Raw genomic sequence first — 18982 nt, 5'->3', positions numbered from 1 at the left:
AGGCGAGGATGGTGGTCATGCAGTCAGCGAGGGCCCGGCTGAGCGGGCTGAAGCGGCCGACGCGCCGGGACGTTCTCTTCACCGCGTTCGTCGGCGTCGTCGTCGCGTGCCTGGCGCTCTTCGGCGGCGTCGGGGAGTCGGCGCACCGGCCGGACGTCTTCGGCTGGGGGCTGCTGTTCGTCATGGTGGCGGTGCTGGCCTGGCGCCGCCACTACCCGATGGCCGTCTTCCTCGTCTCCGTCCTCCCCGAGGCGCCGTACCACATCCTCGACAACATCCACAGCGCGCCGACGCCCACGATGATGGTCGCCGTCTACTCCCTCGCCGTCGCCGGGCCGCGGCTGCGGACGCTGCTGATCACCTGCGGGCTCGTCGTCCTGGCCGTCACCATGCTGACGCTGCACAACGCCGACCAGGGCGCGGACCTGCTGCGCAACTCCGGCTGGGTCATGTCGGTGGCGCTCCTCGGCGAGGCGGTGCGGGTGCACCGCAACTACGTCGGCGCCATCGTCGAGCGCGCCGAACGCGCCGAGCGCACCCGGGAGGAGACCGCCGCCCGCCGGGTCGCCGAGGAGCGGCTGCGCATCGCCCAGGACCTGCACGACCTGCTGGCGCACAGCATCACCCTCATCGGCGTGCAGACGTCGGTGGCCGCGCACCTGCTGGTCGCCGACCCCGGCCGGCTGGACCGCGCGGCGCTGGCCGACGCCCTCGACGGCATCGCGGGCACCTGCCGCGACTCCCGCGCGGAGCTGCGCACCACGCTCCAGGTGCTGCGCGGCGGCGACTCCGTGGACGGCACCCGCCCGCCGCCGGGCCTGGCGGGCCTCGACGACCTGGCGGCGGCGGCGCGCTCCGGCGGCGCCGAGGTGCGCCTGGACGTCGCCGACGCCGCCGTCGACGTGCCGCGGGGGGTCGGGGCGGCGGCGTACCGGATCGTGCAGCAGTCGCTCACCAACGCGGTGCAGCACGCCGGGTCCGCGGTGCACGTGCGGATCTCCGTCACCTACGACGAGGGGGCGGGCGAACTGCGCATCGCCGTCGTCGACGACGGTCCCGCCCACCCGGAGAAGGCCGCCGCCGCGGCCGCGGGCGCCGGTGCGCACCCCGGGTACGGCATCGTCGGCATGCGCGAGCGGGCCCGCAGCGTCGGCGGCACCCTGGAGGCGGCCCGCCGCACGGACGCCGCGGGCTTCGCGGTCACCGCCGTGCTGCCGTGCGTACCGGCCGGCCCCGACGGCGTCGAGACCGTGGAAGCGGATCCTGCAGGACCCGCCGCCCCGGCGGAGCCCGCCGCCGGCGACCATGCCGCCCCCGCCGACCGGCCCGGGGCCCGTACCGCCTTCACCGACAGGAGCCGCACCGCATGACCGCGCAGCCCATCCGCGTCCTGCTCGCCGACGACCAGACCCTGGTGCGCAAGGCGTTCGCCATGCTCGTCGACTCCGCCGCCGACATGGAGGTCGTCGGCGAGGCGGGCAACGGCCGCGAGGCCGTGGCGCTCACCCGCAGCGAGCGGGTCGACCTGGTGGTGATGGACCTGCGGATGCCGGAGCTCGACGGCATCGAGGCGACCCGGCTCATCGCCGCGGACGAGGACCTGGCGGGCGTGCGGGTCCTCGTCCTCACCACCTACGACACCGACGAGCACATCATGGCCGCGCTGCGCGCCGGCGCCTCCGGCTTCCTCGTCAAGGACACCCAGCCCGCGGCGCTGCTGGAGGCCATCCGCACCGTCGCCGCCGGCGACGCGCTGCTCTCGCCCGGCCCCACGGCCCGCCTCATCGAGCGCCTGGTGCGGCTGCCGGAGGCGCCGCAGCCGGCCGCGACGCAGCACGGCGGGGCGGCGCTGGGCGCGCTGTCGGAGCGCGAGCGGCAGGTGCTGGTGCTGGTGGCGCGCGGGCTGAACAACACCGAGATCGCCGAGTCGCTGGCGCTGTCGCCGCTGACGGCCAAGACCCATGTGAGCCGGATCATGGGCAAGGTGGGCGCCCGCGACCGGGCGCAGTTGGTGGTCATCGGCTACGAATCGGGGCTCATCACTCCCGGATCTTCCTCATCTTCCGGATGAACCTCCCGTTCCACACGTAGGATGTCCCTCCTTGTGCGTACGATACCGCCATGCCCCAGGAGCTGAAGCACCCCCAGCCGCGTTCGGACCGCAGGAAGCGCATGGGCGGCCAGATCCAGCGCGAGATCATGCAGCTCATCCTCGACCGGGGGCTGCGCCCCGGCGCGGTGCTGCCCACCGAGACCGAGCTCATGGACGACCTGGGGGTGAGCCGCAACTCGGTGCGCGAGGCGCTCAAGGCGCTGCAGGCCCTCGACATCGTCGAGATCCGCCACGGCTACGGGACCTACGTCGGCGAGGCGTCGCTGACGCCGCTCGCCGACGGGCTGACGTTCCGCACCCTCGTCCAGCTCGGCGGCGACGACGCGCACGCCCTCACCGAGATCCTCCAGGTCCGCGAAATACTCGAAGAGGGCCTGATCAGCCGGGTGGTGGAGAGCATCCCCGAGGCCGACCTCGACGCGCTGGACACCATCGTCGCGCGCATGGAGACCCGCGCCGGGCAGGGCGAGGTCTTCCCCGAGGAGGACCGCGAGTTCCACGAGGTCCTCTACCGCTCGATAGGCAACACCCTGGTCCCGCAGCTCCTCGGCGCGTTCTGGAACGTCTTCCACCGCGTCGCCGGCGCCCGCGGCTGGGCCGACGACCCCTCGCCGCTGGGCACCGCCCGCCGCCACAAGGAGATCGTCGCCGCGCTGCGGGCCCGCGACCGCGAGCACGTACGGGCCGCGATGACCACCCACTTCCGCGGCATCGAGGCGCGCGCCGGGAAGGCCATGCGCGGCGTCGGGTGAGCGGCGCAGGCATGAGCGGAAGGTGAACTGCGGGTAGCCGCGGACGGACCCTTGACCGTACGGGGGGCTGCCTTTACGTTACCGGACATCCCACGTCCCACGTAGGACATGGGCTATCCACCGCTGTCCGCGTCACCCCGACGTGCCCCATGTGCCCGACGTATCCCGACGAAAGCGAGACGCACCATGCAGCCACGCCTCGCACCCGCCGCAGGCCGCTCCCGCCGAAGAAGCCCCCGCCGCGCCACCGCCCTCGCGGCGTGCGCCGCGGTCCTCGGAGCCGGCCTGACCGCACTCGCCCCCCACGCCAGCGCAGAGGACCCCGCAGCAGCACCCGAGTTCAGCCAGGAAGTGCTCTTCCAGGGCGGCACCGGCGGCTATTTCTGCTACCGCATCCCCGCCGTCGTCGAAGCCGCCGACGGCACCCTCCTCGCCTTCGCCGAAGGCCGCGTCGACAGTTGCGCCGACAAAGGCGACATAGACATCGTGCTGCGCCGCTCCACCGACGGCGGCGCCACCTGGAGCGCCCCGCAGGTCGTCCTCGCCGGCGACGGCGACACCCGCGGCAACCCCGCCCCCGTCGTCGACCGCGAAACCGGCCGCATCTCCCTCCTCAGCACCCACAACCCCGGCGCCGACGACACCGTCCGTACCCCCTACCTCCAGCACTCCACCGACAACGGCCGCACCTGGAGTGCCGCCCGCAACATGGGCGCCGAACTCTCCAAGCCGGAATGGGACCGCTGGTACGCCACCGGACCCGGCCACGGCCTCCAGCTCACCACCGGCGACCACGCGGGACGCCTCCTCGTCGGCGGCAACCACCAGGGCCTCGACGGCCGCCAGGGCGCCCACCTCCTCTACAGCGACGACGGCGGCCTCACCTGGCGGCTCGGCGCCGACGACACCCGCGCCGTCCAGCCGCCCGACGTCAAACCGCAGGAACTCAGCCTCTTCGAACGCCCGGACGGCTCCGTCTACGCCGCCGCCCGCGACGAACGCGGCACCGACCCCGGCAACCGCGCCGCCGCCGTCAGCAGTGACGGCGGCACCACCTTCGACGCCCCCTTCGCCACCACCCCCGACCTCGTCAGCCCCGTCGTCCAGGGCGCCACTCTCCGCCACGGCGACCAGGTCCTCGCCTCCCTGCCCGCCCACCCCGCCGACCGCAAGGTCATGTCCGTACGCGCCTCCCGCGACGACGGCGCCACCTGGGAACCCTGGCAGCAGGGCCGCGTCATCCACTGGGGCCCCTCCGCCTACTCCGACATGGCCGGACTCGACGGCGACCGCGTCGGCCTCCTCTACGAAGCCGGCACCGCAGGACCGTACGAGACGATCCGCTGGGCGCGCTTCAACGACGCCTTCCTCGACCAGCCGGGCGACGACCCGCCGCAGCCCCCCGCCCCCGCCCCCGGAGCGACCACCCCCGACGTCTCCGGCAGCGGCAACACCGCCTACGTCCGCGGCAGCTCCCACCTGCGCCCCGGGCGGTTCGGCCAGTCCCTCTACCTCGACAACGCCGCCCCCCACGTCGACGCCCGCGTCGAGGTCCCCTGGAACGACTCCCTCGACGTCGGCGACGGCGACTTCACCTGGACCGGCTGGTTCAAGTACGGCCGCACCAACGGCGCCCACGCGATCATGTGGGCCTACGGAGTCGGCGGCAACGCCCCCTCCGTCTGGCTGCGGGCGGAACCCGAGCAGAACCGCATCATCGCCCGCATGCAGATGGAACAGGCCGCCGTCAGCGTCCAGACCACCGGCGCGTACAACGACAACGCCTTCCACTTCGTGACCCTGCAGCGCGCCGGCGGAAAACTCACCCTCAGCGTCGACGGCACCTCCTACGCCGCCGACGCCCCGCCCGGCTCACCCACCGCGGGCAGCGAGTTCGGCATCGGCGGCATCGACGTCGGCCAGCGCCTCGACGGCGCCAACCGCTTCCACGGCTACCTCGACGACATGCGCGTCTACGACCGCGCCCTCACCCGCGGCGAGCTGACCGCCGTCCGCAAGGACAACGCCCCCGTCCCCCGGGGCCAGCAGCTCCGCCTCCCCCTCGACACCGTCACCCCGCAGTAGCGACCCGGCGACGCCGGCCCGGGCAGCCACAGCCCGGGCCGGCCCCGCCCGCCACCCGCCGCCCGCCGCCCGCACCGCGCCGGGCGCGAACCCCGCCGCGTAGGCAAGAATGGGGCCCATGACCCTGTTCCGCGACGACGGCATCGTGCTGCGCACCCAGAAACTGGGCGAAGCGGACCGGATCATCTCCCTCCTCACCCGCGGCCACGGCCGCGTCCGCGCCGTCGCCCGCGGCGTACGGCGCACCAAGTCGAAGTTCGGCGCCCGCCTCGAACCCTTCAGCCACGTCGACGTCCAGTTCTTCGCCCGCGGCAGCGACCTCGTCGGCCGCGGCCTGCCCATGTGCACCCAGACCGAGACGATCGCCCCCTACGGCGCCCCCATAGCCGCCGACTACGCCCGCTACACCGCCGGCACCGCCATGCTGGAGACCGCGGAACGCTTCACCGACCAGGAAGGCGAACCCGCCACCCAGCAGTACCTGCTCCTCGTCGGCGCCCTGCGCACCCTCGCCGGCGGCGCCCACGCCCCCCAGCTCGTCCTCGACGCCTACCTGCTGCGCTCCCTCGCCGTCAACGGCTACGCCCCCAGCTTCGGCGACTGCGCCCGCTGCGGCCTCGACGGGCCCAACAGGTTCTTCTCCGTCAACGCGGGGGGAGTGCTGTGCGGCGATTGCCGCGTGCCCGGTAGCGTCGTACCGTCACCCGAGGTACTCGCGCTGCTCGGCGCACTCCTCACCGGCGACTGGCACACCGCCGACCGCTGTGGAGCACATCACGTCAAGGAAGGCAGCGGCCTCGTCGCCGCCTATCTGCACTGGCACCTGGAGCGGGGCCTGCGCTCGCTGCGCCACGTCGAAAGGTAGCCGGACGGAACCGGCCCGCCATGGGACGGGCCCCGGGCGGGCAGAAGCCGGGCAGCGATGAGAAGACGGACGGGAACGACACGGCCCACGCCGAGGAACGGGAGAGCACGGCACATGGCACGACGAGGGATCCGCGGCACCTCCCTGACGCGGCACCGCCGCTCCTACCGGCCCCCCGAGCCGCACCCCTCCGGCGCCCGCGCGCCGAAGCTGCCCGGCGAACTGGTCCCCGGACACGTCGCCATCGTCATGGACGGCAACGGCCGCTGGGCCAAGGAACGCGGCCTGCCGCGCACCGAAGGCCACAAGGTCGGCGAAGCCGTCGTCCTCGACGTCGTCAAAGGCTGCCTCGAACTCGGCGTGAAGAACCTCTCCGTCTACGCCTTCTCCACCGAGAACTGGAAGCGCTCACCCGACGAGGTGCGCTTCCTCATGAACTTCAACCGCGACGTCATCCACCGCCGCCGCAGCGAACTCGACGCCATGGGCGTACGCATCCGCTGGGCCGGCCGCATGCCCAAACTGTGGAAGAGCGTCGTCCAGGAACTCCAGGTCGCCGAGGAACAGACCAGCGACAACGACGCCATGACCCTCTACATGTGCGTCAACTACGGCGGCCGCGCCGAGATCGCCGACGCCGCCGCCGGCATCGCCCGCGACGTCGCCGCGGGACGCCTCGACCCCAAGAAGGTCAGCGAACGCACCTTCGCGAAATACCTCTACCACCCCGACATGCCGGACGTGGACCTCTTCATCCGGCCCTCCGGCGAGCGGCGCACCTCCAACTACCTCATCTGGCAGAGCGTCTACGCCGAGATGGTCTTCCAGGACATCCTCTGGCCCGACTTCGACCGCCGCGACCTGTGGCGCGCCTGCGTCGAGTACGCCTCCCGCGACCGCCGCTTCGGCGGCGCCATCCCCAACGACACCGACACCGGAATCGGTGAGGGCCTCAACGGCTTCGGCAGCGAGGCACACACCCGCTGACACCGGCGCGCGCGGCGCGCCCGCACCGCCGCGGTCAGTCCCGCGCCCGCGCCTGCGCCGCGCACTCCGCGCACGTACCGAAGACCTCCACCGTGTGCGCCACGTCCACGAACCCGTGCTCCGAGGCGATCGACTCCGCCCAGCGCTCCACCGCCGGACCGTCGACCTCCACCGCCTTCCCGCACACCCGGCACACCAGATGGTGATGGTGCTCACCTGTGCTGCACCGGCGGTACACCGCCTCACCCTCCGTCGTCCGCAGCACGTCCACATCGCCCGCGTCCGCCAGCGACTGCAGCGTCCGGTACACCGTCGTCAGCCCCACCGACTCGCCACGATGCCGCAGCATGTCGTGCAGCTCCTGGGCGCTGCGGAACTCGTCGACCTCCGCCAGCGCCGCGGCCACCGCCGCCCGCTGACGCGTCGACCTGCCGCGTACCGGGGGACCTGCGGTCGTCACCCTTGCCTCCTGCTGCTCGCTCGAAGCCCTGTCCGCCCCACGAGCCGCCATTGTGCCAGCAGCACCCACGGAAACGGACACAGCCGCCGCAGCCGTCCTCACCGCGCCCCGCCTCCGGCCCGCACACCGGCCCCCGCACCCGGCCCCGCCGCGACCGGCCCCCGGCCCCGGCCACCGCCGCGCCACCCGACCGCGACCGCACCCTCGCCAACGGCACCGCCAACGCCGTGACCAGCAGAAACAGCCCGAGAGCAAAGAGTACGATCGTCGCCCCCGGCGGCACGTCCACGTAGTACGAGAACACCGTCCCCGACAGCGTCGTCACCACCCCCATCGCCACCGCCAGCGCCAGCGTCGCCGCGAACGCGCGCGTCGCCTGCTGCGCCGCCGCCACCGGAATCACCATCAGCGCACTGACCAGCAGCAACCCCACGACCCGCATCGCCACCGTCACCGTCACCGCCGCCGTCACCGCGAGCAGCAGATTCAGCGACCGCACCGGCAGCCCCGTGACCTTCGCGAACTCCTCGTCCTGGCAGATCGCGAAGAACTGCCTGCGCAGCCCCAGCGTCACCAGCAGCACGAACACCGACAGCCACAGGATCGCCGTCACATCGGAATCCGACACCGTCGTCACCGAACCGAAGAGATACGTGGTCAGGTTCGCCGTCGACCCGTTCGGCGCCAGATTGATCAGCAGCACACCGCCCGCCATGCCCCCGTAGAAGAGCATCGCCAGCGCCAGATCACCGCGCGTGTGCCCGTACGAGCGGATCAGCTCCATCGCCACCGCGCCCGCCGCCGCCACCAGCACCGCCGTCCACACCGGGCTCGTGTTCAGCAGGAAGCCCAGCGCCACCCCCGTCAGCGCCACATGCCCGATACCGTCACCCATGATCGCCTGCCGGCGCTGCACCAGATAGATGCCCACCGCCGGCGCCGCGATCCCCACCAGCAGCGCCGCCAGCAGCGCCCGCTGCATGAACGGCGGCTCCAGGAACTCCAGCATCATGTCAGCAGCCCCGTCCTGTCCGCCGCGGCCGGCTCACCCGCACCGCCCGGGTGCGGATGGCACGCCAGATCGTGCACCCGCGCCGCCGCGTCCGCCTCACCGCGCCCGTACTCCCGCACCACCAGACCGTCGCCCAGCACCACCGTGCGGTCGATCAGCGGCTGCAGCGGCCCCAGCTCGTGCAGTACCAGCAACACCGACGCACCACCCTCCACCTGCCCGGCCAGCGCCTCCGCCAGAATCCGCTGGCTCGGCAGATCCACCCCGCCCAGCGGCTCGTCCATGATCAGCAACTCCGGCTCCGCCGCCAGCGCCCGCGCGATCAGCACCCGCTGGTGCTGCCCGCCGGACAAACGATTCACCGACTCCTTCGCCCGGTCCCCGAGACCCACCACCTCGAGCGCCCGGTCCACCGCCGCCCGGTCCGCCCGCCCCAGCGGCCGCAGCCGCGACCGCGACAGCCGCCCCGACGACACCACCTCACGCACCGACGCCGGCACCCCCGACGCCGCCGTCGAACGCTGCGGCACGTACCCGATCCGCCGCCACTCGCGGAACCGTCCCAGCGGCGTCCCGAAGAGCTCCAGCTCACCCGACGTCAGCGGCACCCGGCCCACCACGGCCCGCACCGTCGTCGACTTCCCCGAACCGTTCGCCCCCAGCAGCGCCACCACCTCGCCGCGGCCCACCGCCAGATCCACCCCGCCCAGCACCGCGCGCCCGCCCAGCGACGCACGCCCACCGCGCAGACTCACCACCGGCTCCACGCCCGCTCCCTCCGCCGAGACCCCGCTCACTTCGCCCCCAGCGCCCGCTGGAGCGCCCCGAGGTTCGCCTCCATGATCTCGAAGTAGTCGTCACCCCTCGACTTGTCCGTCACGCCCTCGATCGGGTCGAGCACATCCGTCTGAAGATCCAGGTCACCCGCGAGAGTGCGCGCCGTCTTGTCGCTGACCAGCGTCTCGAAGAACACCGTCGTCACCCCGTCGTCCGCCGCGATGTCCTGCAACTGCTGCATCCGCGCCGCGCTCGGCTCCGACTCCGGGCTCAGCCCCTTGATCGACTCCTGCACCAGGCCGTAGCGGTCGGCGATGTAGCCGAACGCGGCGTGCGTCGTGATGAACGTGTCCGTACGCCGGTTCTCCAGCCCCGCGGCGAACTTCCCGTCCAACTGCCGCAGCCGGTCCGCCAGCTCCGCGGCGTTCTTCTCGTACGCCTTCGCGTGCTCCGGGTCCGCCTCCGCCATCGCCTCGCCGACGCCCTCGGCGACCTCCGCGTACCGCACCGGGTCCAGCCAGATGTGCGGGTCGGTCCCCTCCTCGCCGCCGTGGTCGTGCCCCTCGTGCCCGCCGTCGGCCTCCTCCGCGTGGCCGCCCTCCTCCTCCGCGTGGCCCCCGTCGCCGTCATCCTCGCCGTGCTTCTCCAGCGACGTGAACTCCGACGCCTCCACGACATGCTCCGCGCCCGACTGCTCGATGGCCTCGTCCACCGCCGGCTGCATGTCCTTCAGGTAGACGATCAGCCCCGCGTCCGCCAGGTCCCCCGTCTGCCGCGGGCTCAGCTCCAGATCGTGCGGCTCCGTCCCCGGCTTCGTCAGCGTCGAGACCTCCGCGTTCTCGCCGCCTATCTCCTCGGCCAGGAACTGCATCGGATAGAACGACGCGGTCACCCGCAGCCTGCCGTCCTCCGTCGTGGTGCCCGAAGCCCCGTCGCCGCAGGCGGACAGGGCCAGCAGCGCGGCCGCGGACAGCGCCGCTGCGGCGGCGGGGGTGAGACCGGATATGGACCGGCGGGAAGCTCTCATGACACTCATTTTCATCAAAGATGGAAACGATTGTCAAAAATATTGACGGGCGGTACCCTCCGGGCCACCCGGCACCCGCCCGCGGCCCACCCGGGAGTGGCCCGCCGCCCTCCGCACCCCCGCCCCGCCCGCCCCCGATTTGAAACCAAGGGCACCGCCGCCGGTAACCTGGAGCACCGCTTCGTCGTCGTAATGAAGAGAGCACCGTGGCCGCCGACAAGATCGACACCATCGTCAGCCTGAGCAAGCGCCGTGGCTTCGTCTACCCGTGCAGCGAGATCTACGGCGGCCAGCGCGCCGCCTGGGACTACGGCCCCCTCGGCGTAGAGCTCAAGGAGAACATCAAGCGCCAGTGGTGGCGCTCCATGGTCACCTCCCGCGACGACGTCGTCGGCCTCGACTCCTCCGTCATCCTCGCCCGCGAGGTCTGGGAAGCATCCGGTCACGTCGCCACCTTCACCGACCCCCTCACCGAATGCACCTCCTGCCACAAGCGCTACCGCGCCGACCACCTCGAAGAGGCCTACGAAGCCAAGCACGGCCACCCCCCACCGGCGGCCTCGCCGACATCAACTGCCCCCACTGCGGCAACAAGGGCGGCTTCACCGAGCCCAAGCAGTTCTCCGGCCTCCTCGCCACCCACCTCGGCCCCACCCAGGACGCCGGCTCCGAGACCTTCCTGCGCCCCGAAACCGCCCAGGGCATCTTCACCAACTTCATGCAGGTCCAGACCTCCTCCCGGAAGAAGCCCCCCTTCGGCATCGCCCAGACCGGGAAGTCCTTCCGCAACGAGATCACCCCCGGCAACTTCATCTTCCGCACCCGCGAGTTCGAGCAGATGGAGATGGAGTTCTTCGTCAAGCCCGGCGAAGACGAGACCTGGCACGAGTACTGGATGCAGCAGCGCTGGAACTGGTACACCGGCCTCGGCATGCAGGAAGCCAACCTCCGCTGGTTCGAGCACCCCAAGGACAAGCTCTCCCACTACTCCAAGCGCACCGTCGACATCGAATACCGCTTCGACTTCGCCGGCAGCCAGTGGGGAGAACTCGAAGGCATCGCCAACCGCACCGACTTCGACCTCAAGGCCCACTCCGCCGCCTCCGGCCAGGACCTCTCCTTCTTCGACCAGGAAGCCGGCGAACGCTGGACCCCCTTCGTCATCGAACCCGCCGCCGGCGTCGGCCGCACCATGCTCGCCTTCATGCTCGACGCCTACGTCGAAGACGAAGCCCCCAACGCCAAGGGCAAGATGGAAAAGCGCACCGTCATGCGCCTCGACCCCCGCCTCGCCCCCGTCAAGGCCGCCGTCCTCCCCCTCTCCCGCAACCCCGAACTCTCCCCCAAGGCCAAGGGCCTCGCCGCCGACCTCCGCGGCCACTGGAACATCGAGTTCGACGACGCCGGCGCCATCGGCCGCCGCTACCGCCGCCAGGACGAAATCGGCACCCCCTACTGCATCACCGTCGACTTCGACACCCTCGACGACAACGCCGTCACCGTCCGCGAACGCGACACCATGAAGCAGGAACGCGTCTCCCTCGACCAGGTCGGGACCTACCTCGGCGGCCGCCTCCTCGGCTGCTGACCACACCCGCCACACCGCCACACCACGACGGCGCCCCCGCCCGGGGGCGCCGTCGCCGTATACGCGGACCGCACGCAAGCCGCCCACCGGACCGTACGGAAGCCCTGTGCCCGGACCGTACGGAAAAACGTGCAGCAAGCTGCGGCACGCGCACCCCTTGCTGCACACTGAGCCCCACCGCCAGGCCAGAAGGAGCCACGCACAGCACGAACAAGCAGCAGCAGGAGGCGCGCCATGCACGCGAGGGCCACCAGCCGGGTCACCGCCACCGACCCCGACGGCCGCGAACACACCGTCCACGTCACCGGCGCCGGCGCCCGGCGCACACTCCACTGCGAAAGCTGCGACTGGACCAGAGCCGCCCAGTTCCTCCCCTGGCTCAAAGCAGAAGAACACCTCGCGGAAACACACCAAGCCGCCGCCGGAACCGGACCCGACGACGGTGCGGCGCCCGCGTCAGGGACGTAGACCCCGCACCACCACATCCACCACCAGCGCGAACTCCGCCGCCACCCCCGGCTCCTCCCAGTCCGGCGCGAACGCCGGATCATGGAACCGGCGCGTCGCATCGAACACCGCCCGCGCCACCCCCTCCACCGAACGCCGCGCCGCCTGCGCCACCGCCGTCGACTCCGCATCCCCCGCCGCCACCGCCGGCGGCACCGACAACACCCCCTGACGCACCCCGTCCTCCAGGATCAGCGTCAACTGCCCCGTCAGCTCCGCGACATGCCGCGCCACCACACCGGCCACCGTCGCAGAACCCGCCGCGCCCGCCGCCCCGGCCGCCGCCGGGCCCGCACGGCCCGCGGAGGCGCCGTCACCGATGAGCGCCATGTACGTCGCGAACATCTCCGGATCGTCATGCGCCTTGTGCCGCTTCGCGTCGAACAACTCCGCCAGCCACCGCCGCAACCGCACATCCGCGGGACCCTCCGCCGCCGCGACCTTCTCCAGCGCCGCCGACGTCCGGTCCAGCCACCGTGCCGCCACCGCCGCATGCAGCGCCGCCTTGCTCGGAAAATGCCGGTACACCGAGCCGTGGCTCACACCCAGCACCCGCGCCACGTCCACCACCGTGGCCTTCGCCGGACCATAGCGGCGCAGCACGTCCTCCGTGGCTTGGAGGATGTGCTCGGGGGTCAGGGTCTCGGACGGCATCGGCGCTCTCCGGCTCTCGGGCTCTCCCGACTGGCGTCGGCTCTGCTACCAGCTTCGCAGCCGCCGCCGACAACGACACACCCGCCGCCGTGACCCGCCCCGCCCGGCGACGGCACGGGCGGGACCGGGATCGTGGCCGTGGACGTGGCTGGGACCGGGACCGGGGCCGGGCGGGGGACCGGGGGCGGCGTCCGGCTACGCGCCGGCCGTACCGCCGGACCCGTCGCTCGTCCGCTCGCTGTCCAGCATCGCCATCTGCTCCGGCGCGTATCGCTCGCCCGCCGCCGCGCCCGGCGGCACCGCCTCCTCGATCGCGGCCAGATCCGCCGCGTCCAGCGCCACGTCCAGGGCGCCGAGGGACTCCGCGAGCCGGTCCCGGCGCCGGGCGCCGACGAGCGGCACGATGTCCTCGCCGCGGCCGAGCACCCAGGCGATGGCGATCTGCGCCACCGTCACGCCCTTGCCGTCCGCGACCCGCCGCAGCGCGTCGACGAGCGCCAGGTTCCGGTCGATGTTCTCCGCGGCGAACCGGGGGGAGTGCGCCCGGAAGTCCTGCGCGCCGAGACCGCGCACGCTCTCGCGGGTCATGTGCCCGCTGATCAGGCCGCGGGAGAGCACGCCGTACGCGGTGACGGAGACCCCCAGCTCGCGGCAGGCGGGCAGGATCTCGTCCTCGATGCCGCGGGAGATCAGCGAGTACTCGATCTGGAGATCGGCGACGGGCGCGGTGGCGGCGGCCCGGCGCACGGTCTCCGCGCCGACCTCGGAGAGCCCGATATGCCGCACGTAACCGGCGTCGATCAGCTCCTGCACGGCGCCGACGGTCTCCTCGACCGGCACGTCGGGGTCGAGGCGGGCGAGCCGGTAGACGTCGATGTGGTCGGTGCCGAGGCGCTGCAGCGAGTACGCGGCGAAGTTCTTCACGGCGGCGGGCCGGCCGTCGTAGCCGAGGAAGCCGCCGGCGGGGTCGCGCAGGGCGCCGAACTTGACGCTGACGACGGCCTGGTCGCGGCTGCCGGGGCGGGCGGCGAGGGCGTCGCGGATGAGCAGCTCGTTGTGGCCCATGCCGTAGAAGTCGCCGGTGTCGAGGAGGGTCACGCCGGCGTCGAGGGCGGCGTGGATGGTGGCGATGGACTCCTTGCGGTCGACGGGCCCGTAGAGCGCGGACATGCCCATGCAGCCGAGGCCGAGGGCGGAGACGCGGGGGCCGGTGGTGCCGAGAGGGCGAGTCGGAATCGAAGTCATGGTGACAAGTATGGAATGACGAATGACAGATGTCAAAATCTGTCAGCGCTATATTCTCACGTGCTCCGGAACACCGCCGTCCCCGCCGCCGTTGACCCCACAGTCCGAGACCAAGGAGTAGCCCATGCGTCGAGTTCGCCCCGCGTCGTTCGGCGCCGAGCCGGCTGGTGCCCGGCTGGCGCGGATCCTCAACTCGCCGAACTACGACCCGGAGGCCGGCGCCTTCCGCAACCCCGTCCCCGCAGGCATCGGCCCGCAGCCCGGCGGCGGTTCCCGCGGCGAGATGTTCCGCGCCCTGCTCCGCCGCGACGGCCGCAAGCCCGCGGGCCCCATCCCCGTGCAGCGCCCCGACCTGTCCGCTCCGCCCGCCGACGGGCTGCGCCTGACCTGGCTCGGCCACGCCACCGTCCTCGCCGAGATCGACGGCCGCCGGGTCCTCTTCGACCCGGTCTTCGGCGAGCGCTGTTCGCCGTTCTCCTTCGCCGGCCCGCGCCGCCTCCACCGCGTGCCGCTGCCGCTCGGCGAACTCGGCCCGCTCGACGCGGTCGTCATCTCCCACGACCACTACGACCACCTGGACATGTCGACCGTCCGCGAACTCCGCAAGGCGGTCGCCCCCGACGTGCTCTTCGCGGTGCCCCTCGGCGTCGGCGCGCACCTGGAGCGCTGGGGAGTCCCGCAGGACCGCATCGCGGAACTGGACTGGAACGAGACCACCGAGGCCGCGGGCCTGACCCTCACCGCGACGCCCGCCCGCCACTTCTGCGGCCGCGGCATCCGCAACAAGCAGCGCACGCTGTGGGCGTCCTGGTCCGTGCGCGGCCCGGAGCACCGGGTGTTCCACAGCGGTGACACCGGCTACTTCCCGGGCTTCGCCGAGATCGGCGCGGAACACGGGCCGTTCGACGCGGCGATGGTGCAGATCGGCGCGTACAGCGAGTACTGGCCGGACATCCACATGACCCCGGAGGAGGGCCTACGGGCCCATCTCGACCTGCGCGGCGGGGTGCTGCTGCCGATCCACTGGGGCACGTTCAACCTCGCCCCGCACCGCTGGGAGGAGCCCGCGGAGCGCACCGCCGCCGCGGCGGCGGCAGCGGACGTCCGCGCGGCGATCCCGCGCCCGGGCGAGCCCTTCGAGCCGTCGGCGCAGACGCTGCCGACGACGCCGTGGTGGCAGGAGATCGCCGCCCCCGAACGCACCCCCCAGCCGGGGGGCGGCCGCAAGGCTGCCGCGAAGCCGAGCCCGGCGACGGAGCAGTAGCGGGGGAGCGAGCGCCCGGTGGCGGTGTGCCGCCCCCGTGACGCTAGGGGCTGGTTGCCGGGTGGGCCGTCAGCGGCATCTCCTGGCCCTCCTCGTGGGCCTCGGTGAAGGCTTTCCGGCCCACGGCCCTCGTGGCGCGGGCTGTGATGCGGTCGACGTCGCCGCGCTCCGCCGTCGGCAGCGGGGCGCCCGCCGCCGTGCGGAGGGCGGCTGCGGTGCCGAGGAGGCGGGCGGCGGGCAGGTGGTTGCCGGTGAGCGTCTCGACGCCCGCCAGCCCCTCCAGCGCCAGCGCCGCGGCCCGCGGGTCCTCCGAGGCGAGCGCCGCCGCCAGCCCTTCGCGCTGGAGGGCGCGCGCCTCCTCCGCGTCGCCGCGCTGCTCGGCGATGAAGCCCAGCTCCGCCGCGATGAGCGCCACCCCGCGCGGTGCCGCGGAGCAGTCGAGCCCGCGCCACCACTCCAGCCAGGGGCGCAGGTGCGCTTCGGCGGCCCCGGGCCGGCCGGCCCTGCGGGCGACCATGCCGAGGCCGATCTCGGCGAACTCCTCGCCGACCGGGTCGAAGTGCGCGACGGCCAGCGCCATGGCCTCCTCGTGCAGCCGCCGCGACTCGGCCAGGTCGCCGGTGAGCATCGTGATCCGCCCGAGCCCGGTGAGGCGGTACGACTGCTGGGCCCACAGGCCGAGTTCCTCCGCCCGGCGGGCGTCGTCGCGGTGCAGGCGCGCGGCGCGCGCGTAGTCGCCGGTGATCTCGGCGTGCCCGGCCATGGCCTCGCCGGCTTCGAGCCGGCCCCAGTCCTCGCCCAGTTCGCCGAAGATGCGGGCGGCGGTCGCGGAGTTCCGTGCGAGCGCGGCCAGTTCGCCGCGGAAGAGCGCCACGGTCGCCTGGACGACGAGCGCGGCGGCCTCGCCCCAGCGGTCCCCGCGCGTACGGAACTCGCCCAGTGCCCGGTCGGCGAGCGCCCCGGCGCGCGGGATGCTGCCGAAGCCGGCCTCGGCGAAGGCGAGGAACCACACCGCGCGCGTGTCGGCGTCGTCCCCGGGGAACTCCGGGCCGTCGCCCGGGGAGCGGGCGGCGCTGTCCTCGTGCGTCCCGTTCTCCGAGGGTGTCCCGTTCTCCGGGGGCGTCCCGTTCTCCGGGGGCCTGTCGTACGGGCCCTCCGTACCGGCTCCGCCGGGCTCGCCGGGCCGGGCCGGGGTGCGGATCGCGGAGTCGAGCAGGGCGAAGCCGGCGTGCCAGGCGGCGGCCGTGGCCCGCGGCACGGTGACGTCGGCGGCCTCGCCGTCAGGGGTGCTGGTCGCCGTGCCCGTTTCCAGGGCGCGTGTCAGCGCTCTCGTGCCTTCGCGGTGGCGGCCGCGGAGGAACCAGTACCACGCCAGCGCGTTCGCCAGCCGCAGCGCCAGGGCGGCGGCGCCCGTCGTGGTGGCGGTGTCCAGGGCGCGGCGCAGGTTGGCCGACTCGGCGTCGAGGACGGTGAGCCAGCGGGTCTGGGTGCGGGTGCAGAGGTGGGGGGCGGCGCGTTCGGCGAGGTCGGTGTAGTGGGTGGCGTGGTGGTGGAGCGCGCGGGGGTGTTCGCCTGCGGCGGTGAGTTCTTCGAGGGCGTAGGCGGCGACGGATTCCAGCAGCCCGTAGCGGGGTCCTTCGGGGCCGGGGGTGGTGACGACGAGGGAGCGGTCGACGAGGCGGGCGAGGAGGCCGGCGACGTCGGCGGGCTCGATGTCCGTACCGGCGCAGACGGCTTCGGCGGCGGGCAGGGTGGTGCCGGTGGCGAAGACGGAGAGCCGGCGCAGGACGGCCTGTTCCGCGGGGGTGAGGAGTTCCCAGCTCCATTCGATCGTCGCGCGGAGGGTGCGCTGCCGTTCGGGCGCGTCCCGCCGGGTGCCGGAGGCGGCGAGGAGGCGGAAGCGGTCGTCGAGGCGTTCGGCGAGGTGGTGGACGCCGAGGGCGCGGACGCGGGTGGCGGCGAGTTCGAGCGCGAGGGGGATGCCGTCGAGGCGGCGGCAGATGGCGGCGACGGCGGCGGCGTTGCCGGGTTCGAGCTGGAAGCCGGGGGCCGCGGCGGCGGCGCGGGCGAGGAAGAGCCGTACGGCGCTGGACTCGTGCAGGCACGCGGTGGCGGGGGTCTCGGTGCTCGCGGCGGGGGTACCTGCGGCGGTGGTGTGTGCGGGCGGGGCGGCGGGGTGGGGGAGGTCGAGGGGCGGTACGGCGTAGAGGGTTTCGCCGGCGATGGCCAACTGCTCCTGGCTGGTGGCGAGGATGCGCAGGCCGGGTGCCGCGCGCAGGAGGCGGGCGGCGAGCGGGGCGACGGCCTCGACGAGGTGCTCGCAGTTGTCGAGGACGAGGAGGAGGCGTTTGGCGCGTACGGCGTCGGCGAGGACGTCGTGGGTGGGGCGGCCCTCGGTGTCGTGGACGCCGAGGGCCTGGGCGATGACGTCGGCGGGGTCGTCGTAGCAGCGGCGGCCGGCGAGTTCGGCGAGCCACACGCCGTCGGGGAAGTCGCCGGGGAGGCCGGCAGGGGCGTCGGTGAGGGCCTGGGCGGCGGCTTCGAGGGCGAGCCGGGTCTTGCCGACGCCGCCGGGTCCCGCGAGGGTCACGAGGCGTTCGGTGTGGAGGAGTTTGCGTACGTCGGTCAGTTCGCGGTCGCGGCCGATGAGTTCGGTGACGGGCGCGGGGAGGTTGGACGGCGGCGCGGCGGGTGCGGGGCCGGGCGTGCCGGCGGCGGGGCTCGTCGTTCCCGGCGCGGGGGCGGCGGCTGTGCCCGCTCTCCCCGGGGCCGCCGCCGTCCGCGCGCCCGCGGCCTCCGTGCCCGCGGGAAGCAGCGCCGGGTCCTGCGCCAGGATCGCGCGTTGGAGCGAGGCGACCTCCGGCCCCGGCTCCAGGCCCAGTTCGCGGGCCAGGTGCCGGCGCAGGTCGCCGTAGGCGGCGAGGGCTTCGCTCTGCCGGCCCGCCCGGTACAGGGCGGTCATGTGTGCGGCGCGCAGCCGTTCCCGTAGCGGATGGCGGTCCACGAGATCGGCCAGTTCGGCGGCGAGCGGGCCGTGCTCGCCGAGGGCGAGCCGGGCGTGGGCCAGCTCCTCGACGGCGGTGAGCCGGGTCTCCTCCAGCCGGGCGGCTGCGGCGCGGGCGAAGTCCTGGTCGGCGACGTCCTCGTAGGCGCCGCCGCGCCACAGCGCGAGGGCTTCGCGGAGTCCCGCCGCCCGTTTCTCCGGGTCTTCGGCCGTACGGGCCCGGGCGAGGAGGGCCGCGAAGCGGCCGGCGTCGGCGGATTCGGGGGGCGCGGCGAGGCGGTAGCCGCCGTGTGCGCGTACGACCAGGTCGCGGGCGCCGGGCTCGGCGGTGGCGAGGGCGCGGCGCAACTGCCAGACGCGGGTCTGGAGCGTCGCGGCCGGGTTCGCGGGGCGGCTGCCGGGCGGCCACAGGTCCTCGATGAGGCGGCCCGCGGAGACGGTGCGGCCCTCGTGCAGCAGCAGGTCGGCGAGGAGCGCGCGGACCTTGCGCTCGGCGACCTTGACCGGTTCGCCGGCGTCCGTCCACACCGCCAGCGGACCGAGGACCCCGTATCGCATGCCTCAACGGTACGCAGCCGGTCTGACATCCCGTCCCGCCGTGTCCCGGCCGTCACCCGGTGTGCGCTGGGCGCCGTTCCCGGG

At 73.6% G+C, this 18982-nt stretch carries 14 protein-coding genes and 2 pseudogenes; 9 read left to right on the top strand and 7 right to left on the bottom strand.

The window, feature by feature from the left end; translation table 11 throughout:
- Window positions 1–8 precede the first annotated feature (8 nt).
- The 6 genes from DMB38_RS09290 (at window position 9) to DMB38_RS09265 (ending at window position 6802) form a co-directional block, all read left to right on the top strand.
- A complete protein-coding gene (locus DMB38_RS09290; protein WP_125934773.1) occupies window positions 9–1370 on the top strand; it encodes a histidine kinase in 1362 nt (453 codons plus the stop codon).
- On the top strand, window positions 1367–2071 hold the full coding sequence (locus DMB38_RS09285; RefSeq protein ID WP_047015725.1) for a response regulator transcription factor: 705 nt from the start codon (window positions 1367–1369) through the stop codon (window positions 2069–2071). Before DMB38_RS09290 ends, DMB38_RS09285 begins: the two co-directional genes overlap by 4 nt.
- A gap of 101 nt (window positions 2072–2172) precedes the next feature.
- Entirely contained in the window at window positions 2173–2865 is a 693-nt protein-coding gene (locus DMB38_RS09280) for a FadR/GntR family transcriptional regulator (protein ID WP_047015724.1), read from the top strand.
- Window positions 2866–3051: 186 nt separating this feature from the next.
- The gene (locus DMB38_RS09275) at window positions 3052–4950 is read left to right on the top strand and encodes a sialidase family protein (RefSeq protein ID WP_240662079.1); all 1899 of its coding nucleotides are present in this window, start codon (window positions 3052–3054) and stop codon (window positions 4948–4950) included.
- Between the two features lie 118 nt (window positions 4951–5068).
- Window positions 5069–5815, top strand: coding sequence for a DNA repair protein RecO (recO, locus tag DMB38_RS09270; RefSeq protein ID WP_125934772.1), 747 nt, complete (start codon window positions 5069–5071; stop codon window positions 5813–5815).
- Between the two features lie 114 nt (window positions 5816–5929).
- Entirely contained in the window at window positions 5930–6802 is an 873-nt protein-coding gene (locus DMB38_RS09265; protein ID WP_125934771.1) for an isoprenyl transferase, read from the top strand.
- A 34-nt stretch (window positions 6803–6836) separates the two neighbouring features.
- On the opposite strand, the gene DMB38_RS09260 is transcribed toward DMB38_RS09265, so the two are convergent.
- The 4 genes and pseudogenes from DMB38_RS09260 to DMB38_RS09245 form a co-directional block, all read right to left on the bottom strand.
- The gene (locus tag DMB38_RS09260) at window positions 6837–7262 is read right to left on the bottom strand and encodes a Fur family transcriptional regulator (RefSeq protein WP_047015720.1); all 426 of its coding nucleotides are present in this window, start codon (window positions 7260–7262) and stop codon (window positions 6837–6839) included.
- Window positions 7263–7449: 187 nt separating this feature from the next.
- A pseudogene (locus DMB38_RS09255) lies at window positions 7450–8271 on the bottom strand (metal ABC transporter permease); the annotation flags it as partial.
- On the bottom strand, window positions 8271–9041 hold the full coding sequence (locus DMB38_RS09250; protein WP_125934770.1) for an ATP-binding cassette domain-containing protein: 771 nt from the start codon (window positions 9039–9041) through the stop codon (window positions 8271–8273). The pseudogene DMB38_RS09255 and the gene DMB38_RS09250, both read right to left, overlap by 1 nt.
- Before the next feature lie 26 nt (window positions 9042–9067).
- Window positions 9068–10087: a metal ABC transporter substrate-binding protein gene (locus DMB38_RS09245; protein ID WP_206337665.1), complete on the bottom strand. Its 1020-nt coding sequence runs from the start codon at window positions 10085–10087 to the stop codon at window positions 9068–9070.
- Window positions 10088–10284: 197 nt separating this feature from the next.
- Here DMB38_RS09245 and DMB38_RS09240 point away from each other — a divergent pair.
- Together DMB38_RS09240 and DMB38_RS09235 are read left to right on the top strand one after the other, a co-directional pair.
- Window positions 10285–11666 (top strand): annotated as a pseudogene (locus DMB38_RS09240) (glycine--tRNA ligase).
- 234 nt (window positions 11667–11900) lie between these two features.
- Window positions 11901–12134 carry a hypothetical protein gene (locus DMB38_RS09235; protein ID WP_125934769.1) on the top strand — a complete coding sequence of 78 codons (234 nt, stop codon included), beginning with the start codon at window positions 11901–11903 and terminating at the stop codon, window positions 12132–12134.
- Here DMB38_RS09235 and DMB38_RS09230 read toward each other — a convergent pair.
- Both DMB38_RS09230 and DMB38_RS09225 read right to left on the bottom strand, forming a co-directional pair.
- Window positions 12123–12827: a TetR/AcrR family transcriptional regulator gene (locus DMB38_RS09230; protein ID WP_125934768.1), complete on the bottom strand. Its 705-nt coding sequence runs from the start codon at window positions 12825–12827 to the stop codon at window positions 12123–12125. The two genes, DMB38_RS09235 and DMB38_RS09230, sit on opposite strands and share 12 nt — an antisense overlap.
- Window positions 12828–13022: 195 nt before the next feature.
- Complete coding sequence (locus tag DMB38_RS09225) at window positions 13023–14072, bottom strand: aldo/keto reductase (protein WP_125934767.1); 1050 nt, start codon at window positions 14070–14072, stop codon at window positions 13023–13025.
- Between the two features lie 124 nt (window positions 14073–14196).
- Between DMB38_RS09225 and DMB38_RS09220 the strand changes: the two genes are divergently transcribed.
- Window positions 14197–15336 (top strand): MBL fold metallo-hydrolase, encoded by a 1140-nt coding sequence (locus DMB38_RS09220; protein WP_164715951.1) that lies wholly within the window; start codon window positions 14197–14199, stop codon window positions 15334–15336.
- A 43-nt stretch (window positions 15337–15379) separates the two neighbouring features.
- Here the strand turns inward: DMB38_RS09220 and DMB38_RS37455 are convergent, their stop codons facing one another.
- Window positions 15380–18898 (bottom strand): BTAD domain-containing putative transcriptional regulator, encoded by a 3519-nt coding sequence (locus DMB38_RS37455; protein WP_276314948.1) that lies wholly within the window; start codon window positions 18896–18898, stop codon window positions 15380–15382.
- Window positions 18899–18982 lie beyond the last annotated feature (84 nt).

Source organism: Streptomyces sp. WAC 06738 (assembly GCF_003945505.1).
In the GTDB taxonomy this organism is placed as follows: Bacteria; Actinomycetota; Actinomycetes; order Streptomycetales; family Streptomycetaceae; genus Streptomyces.
Note: the sequence above shows the minus strand (reverse complement) of the source record. Positions and strands in the feature narration are given on the sequence as shown.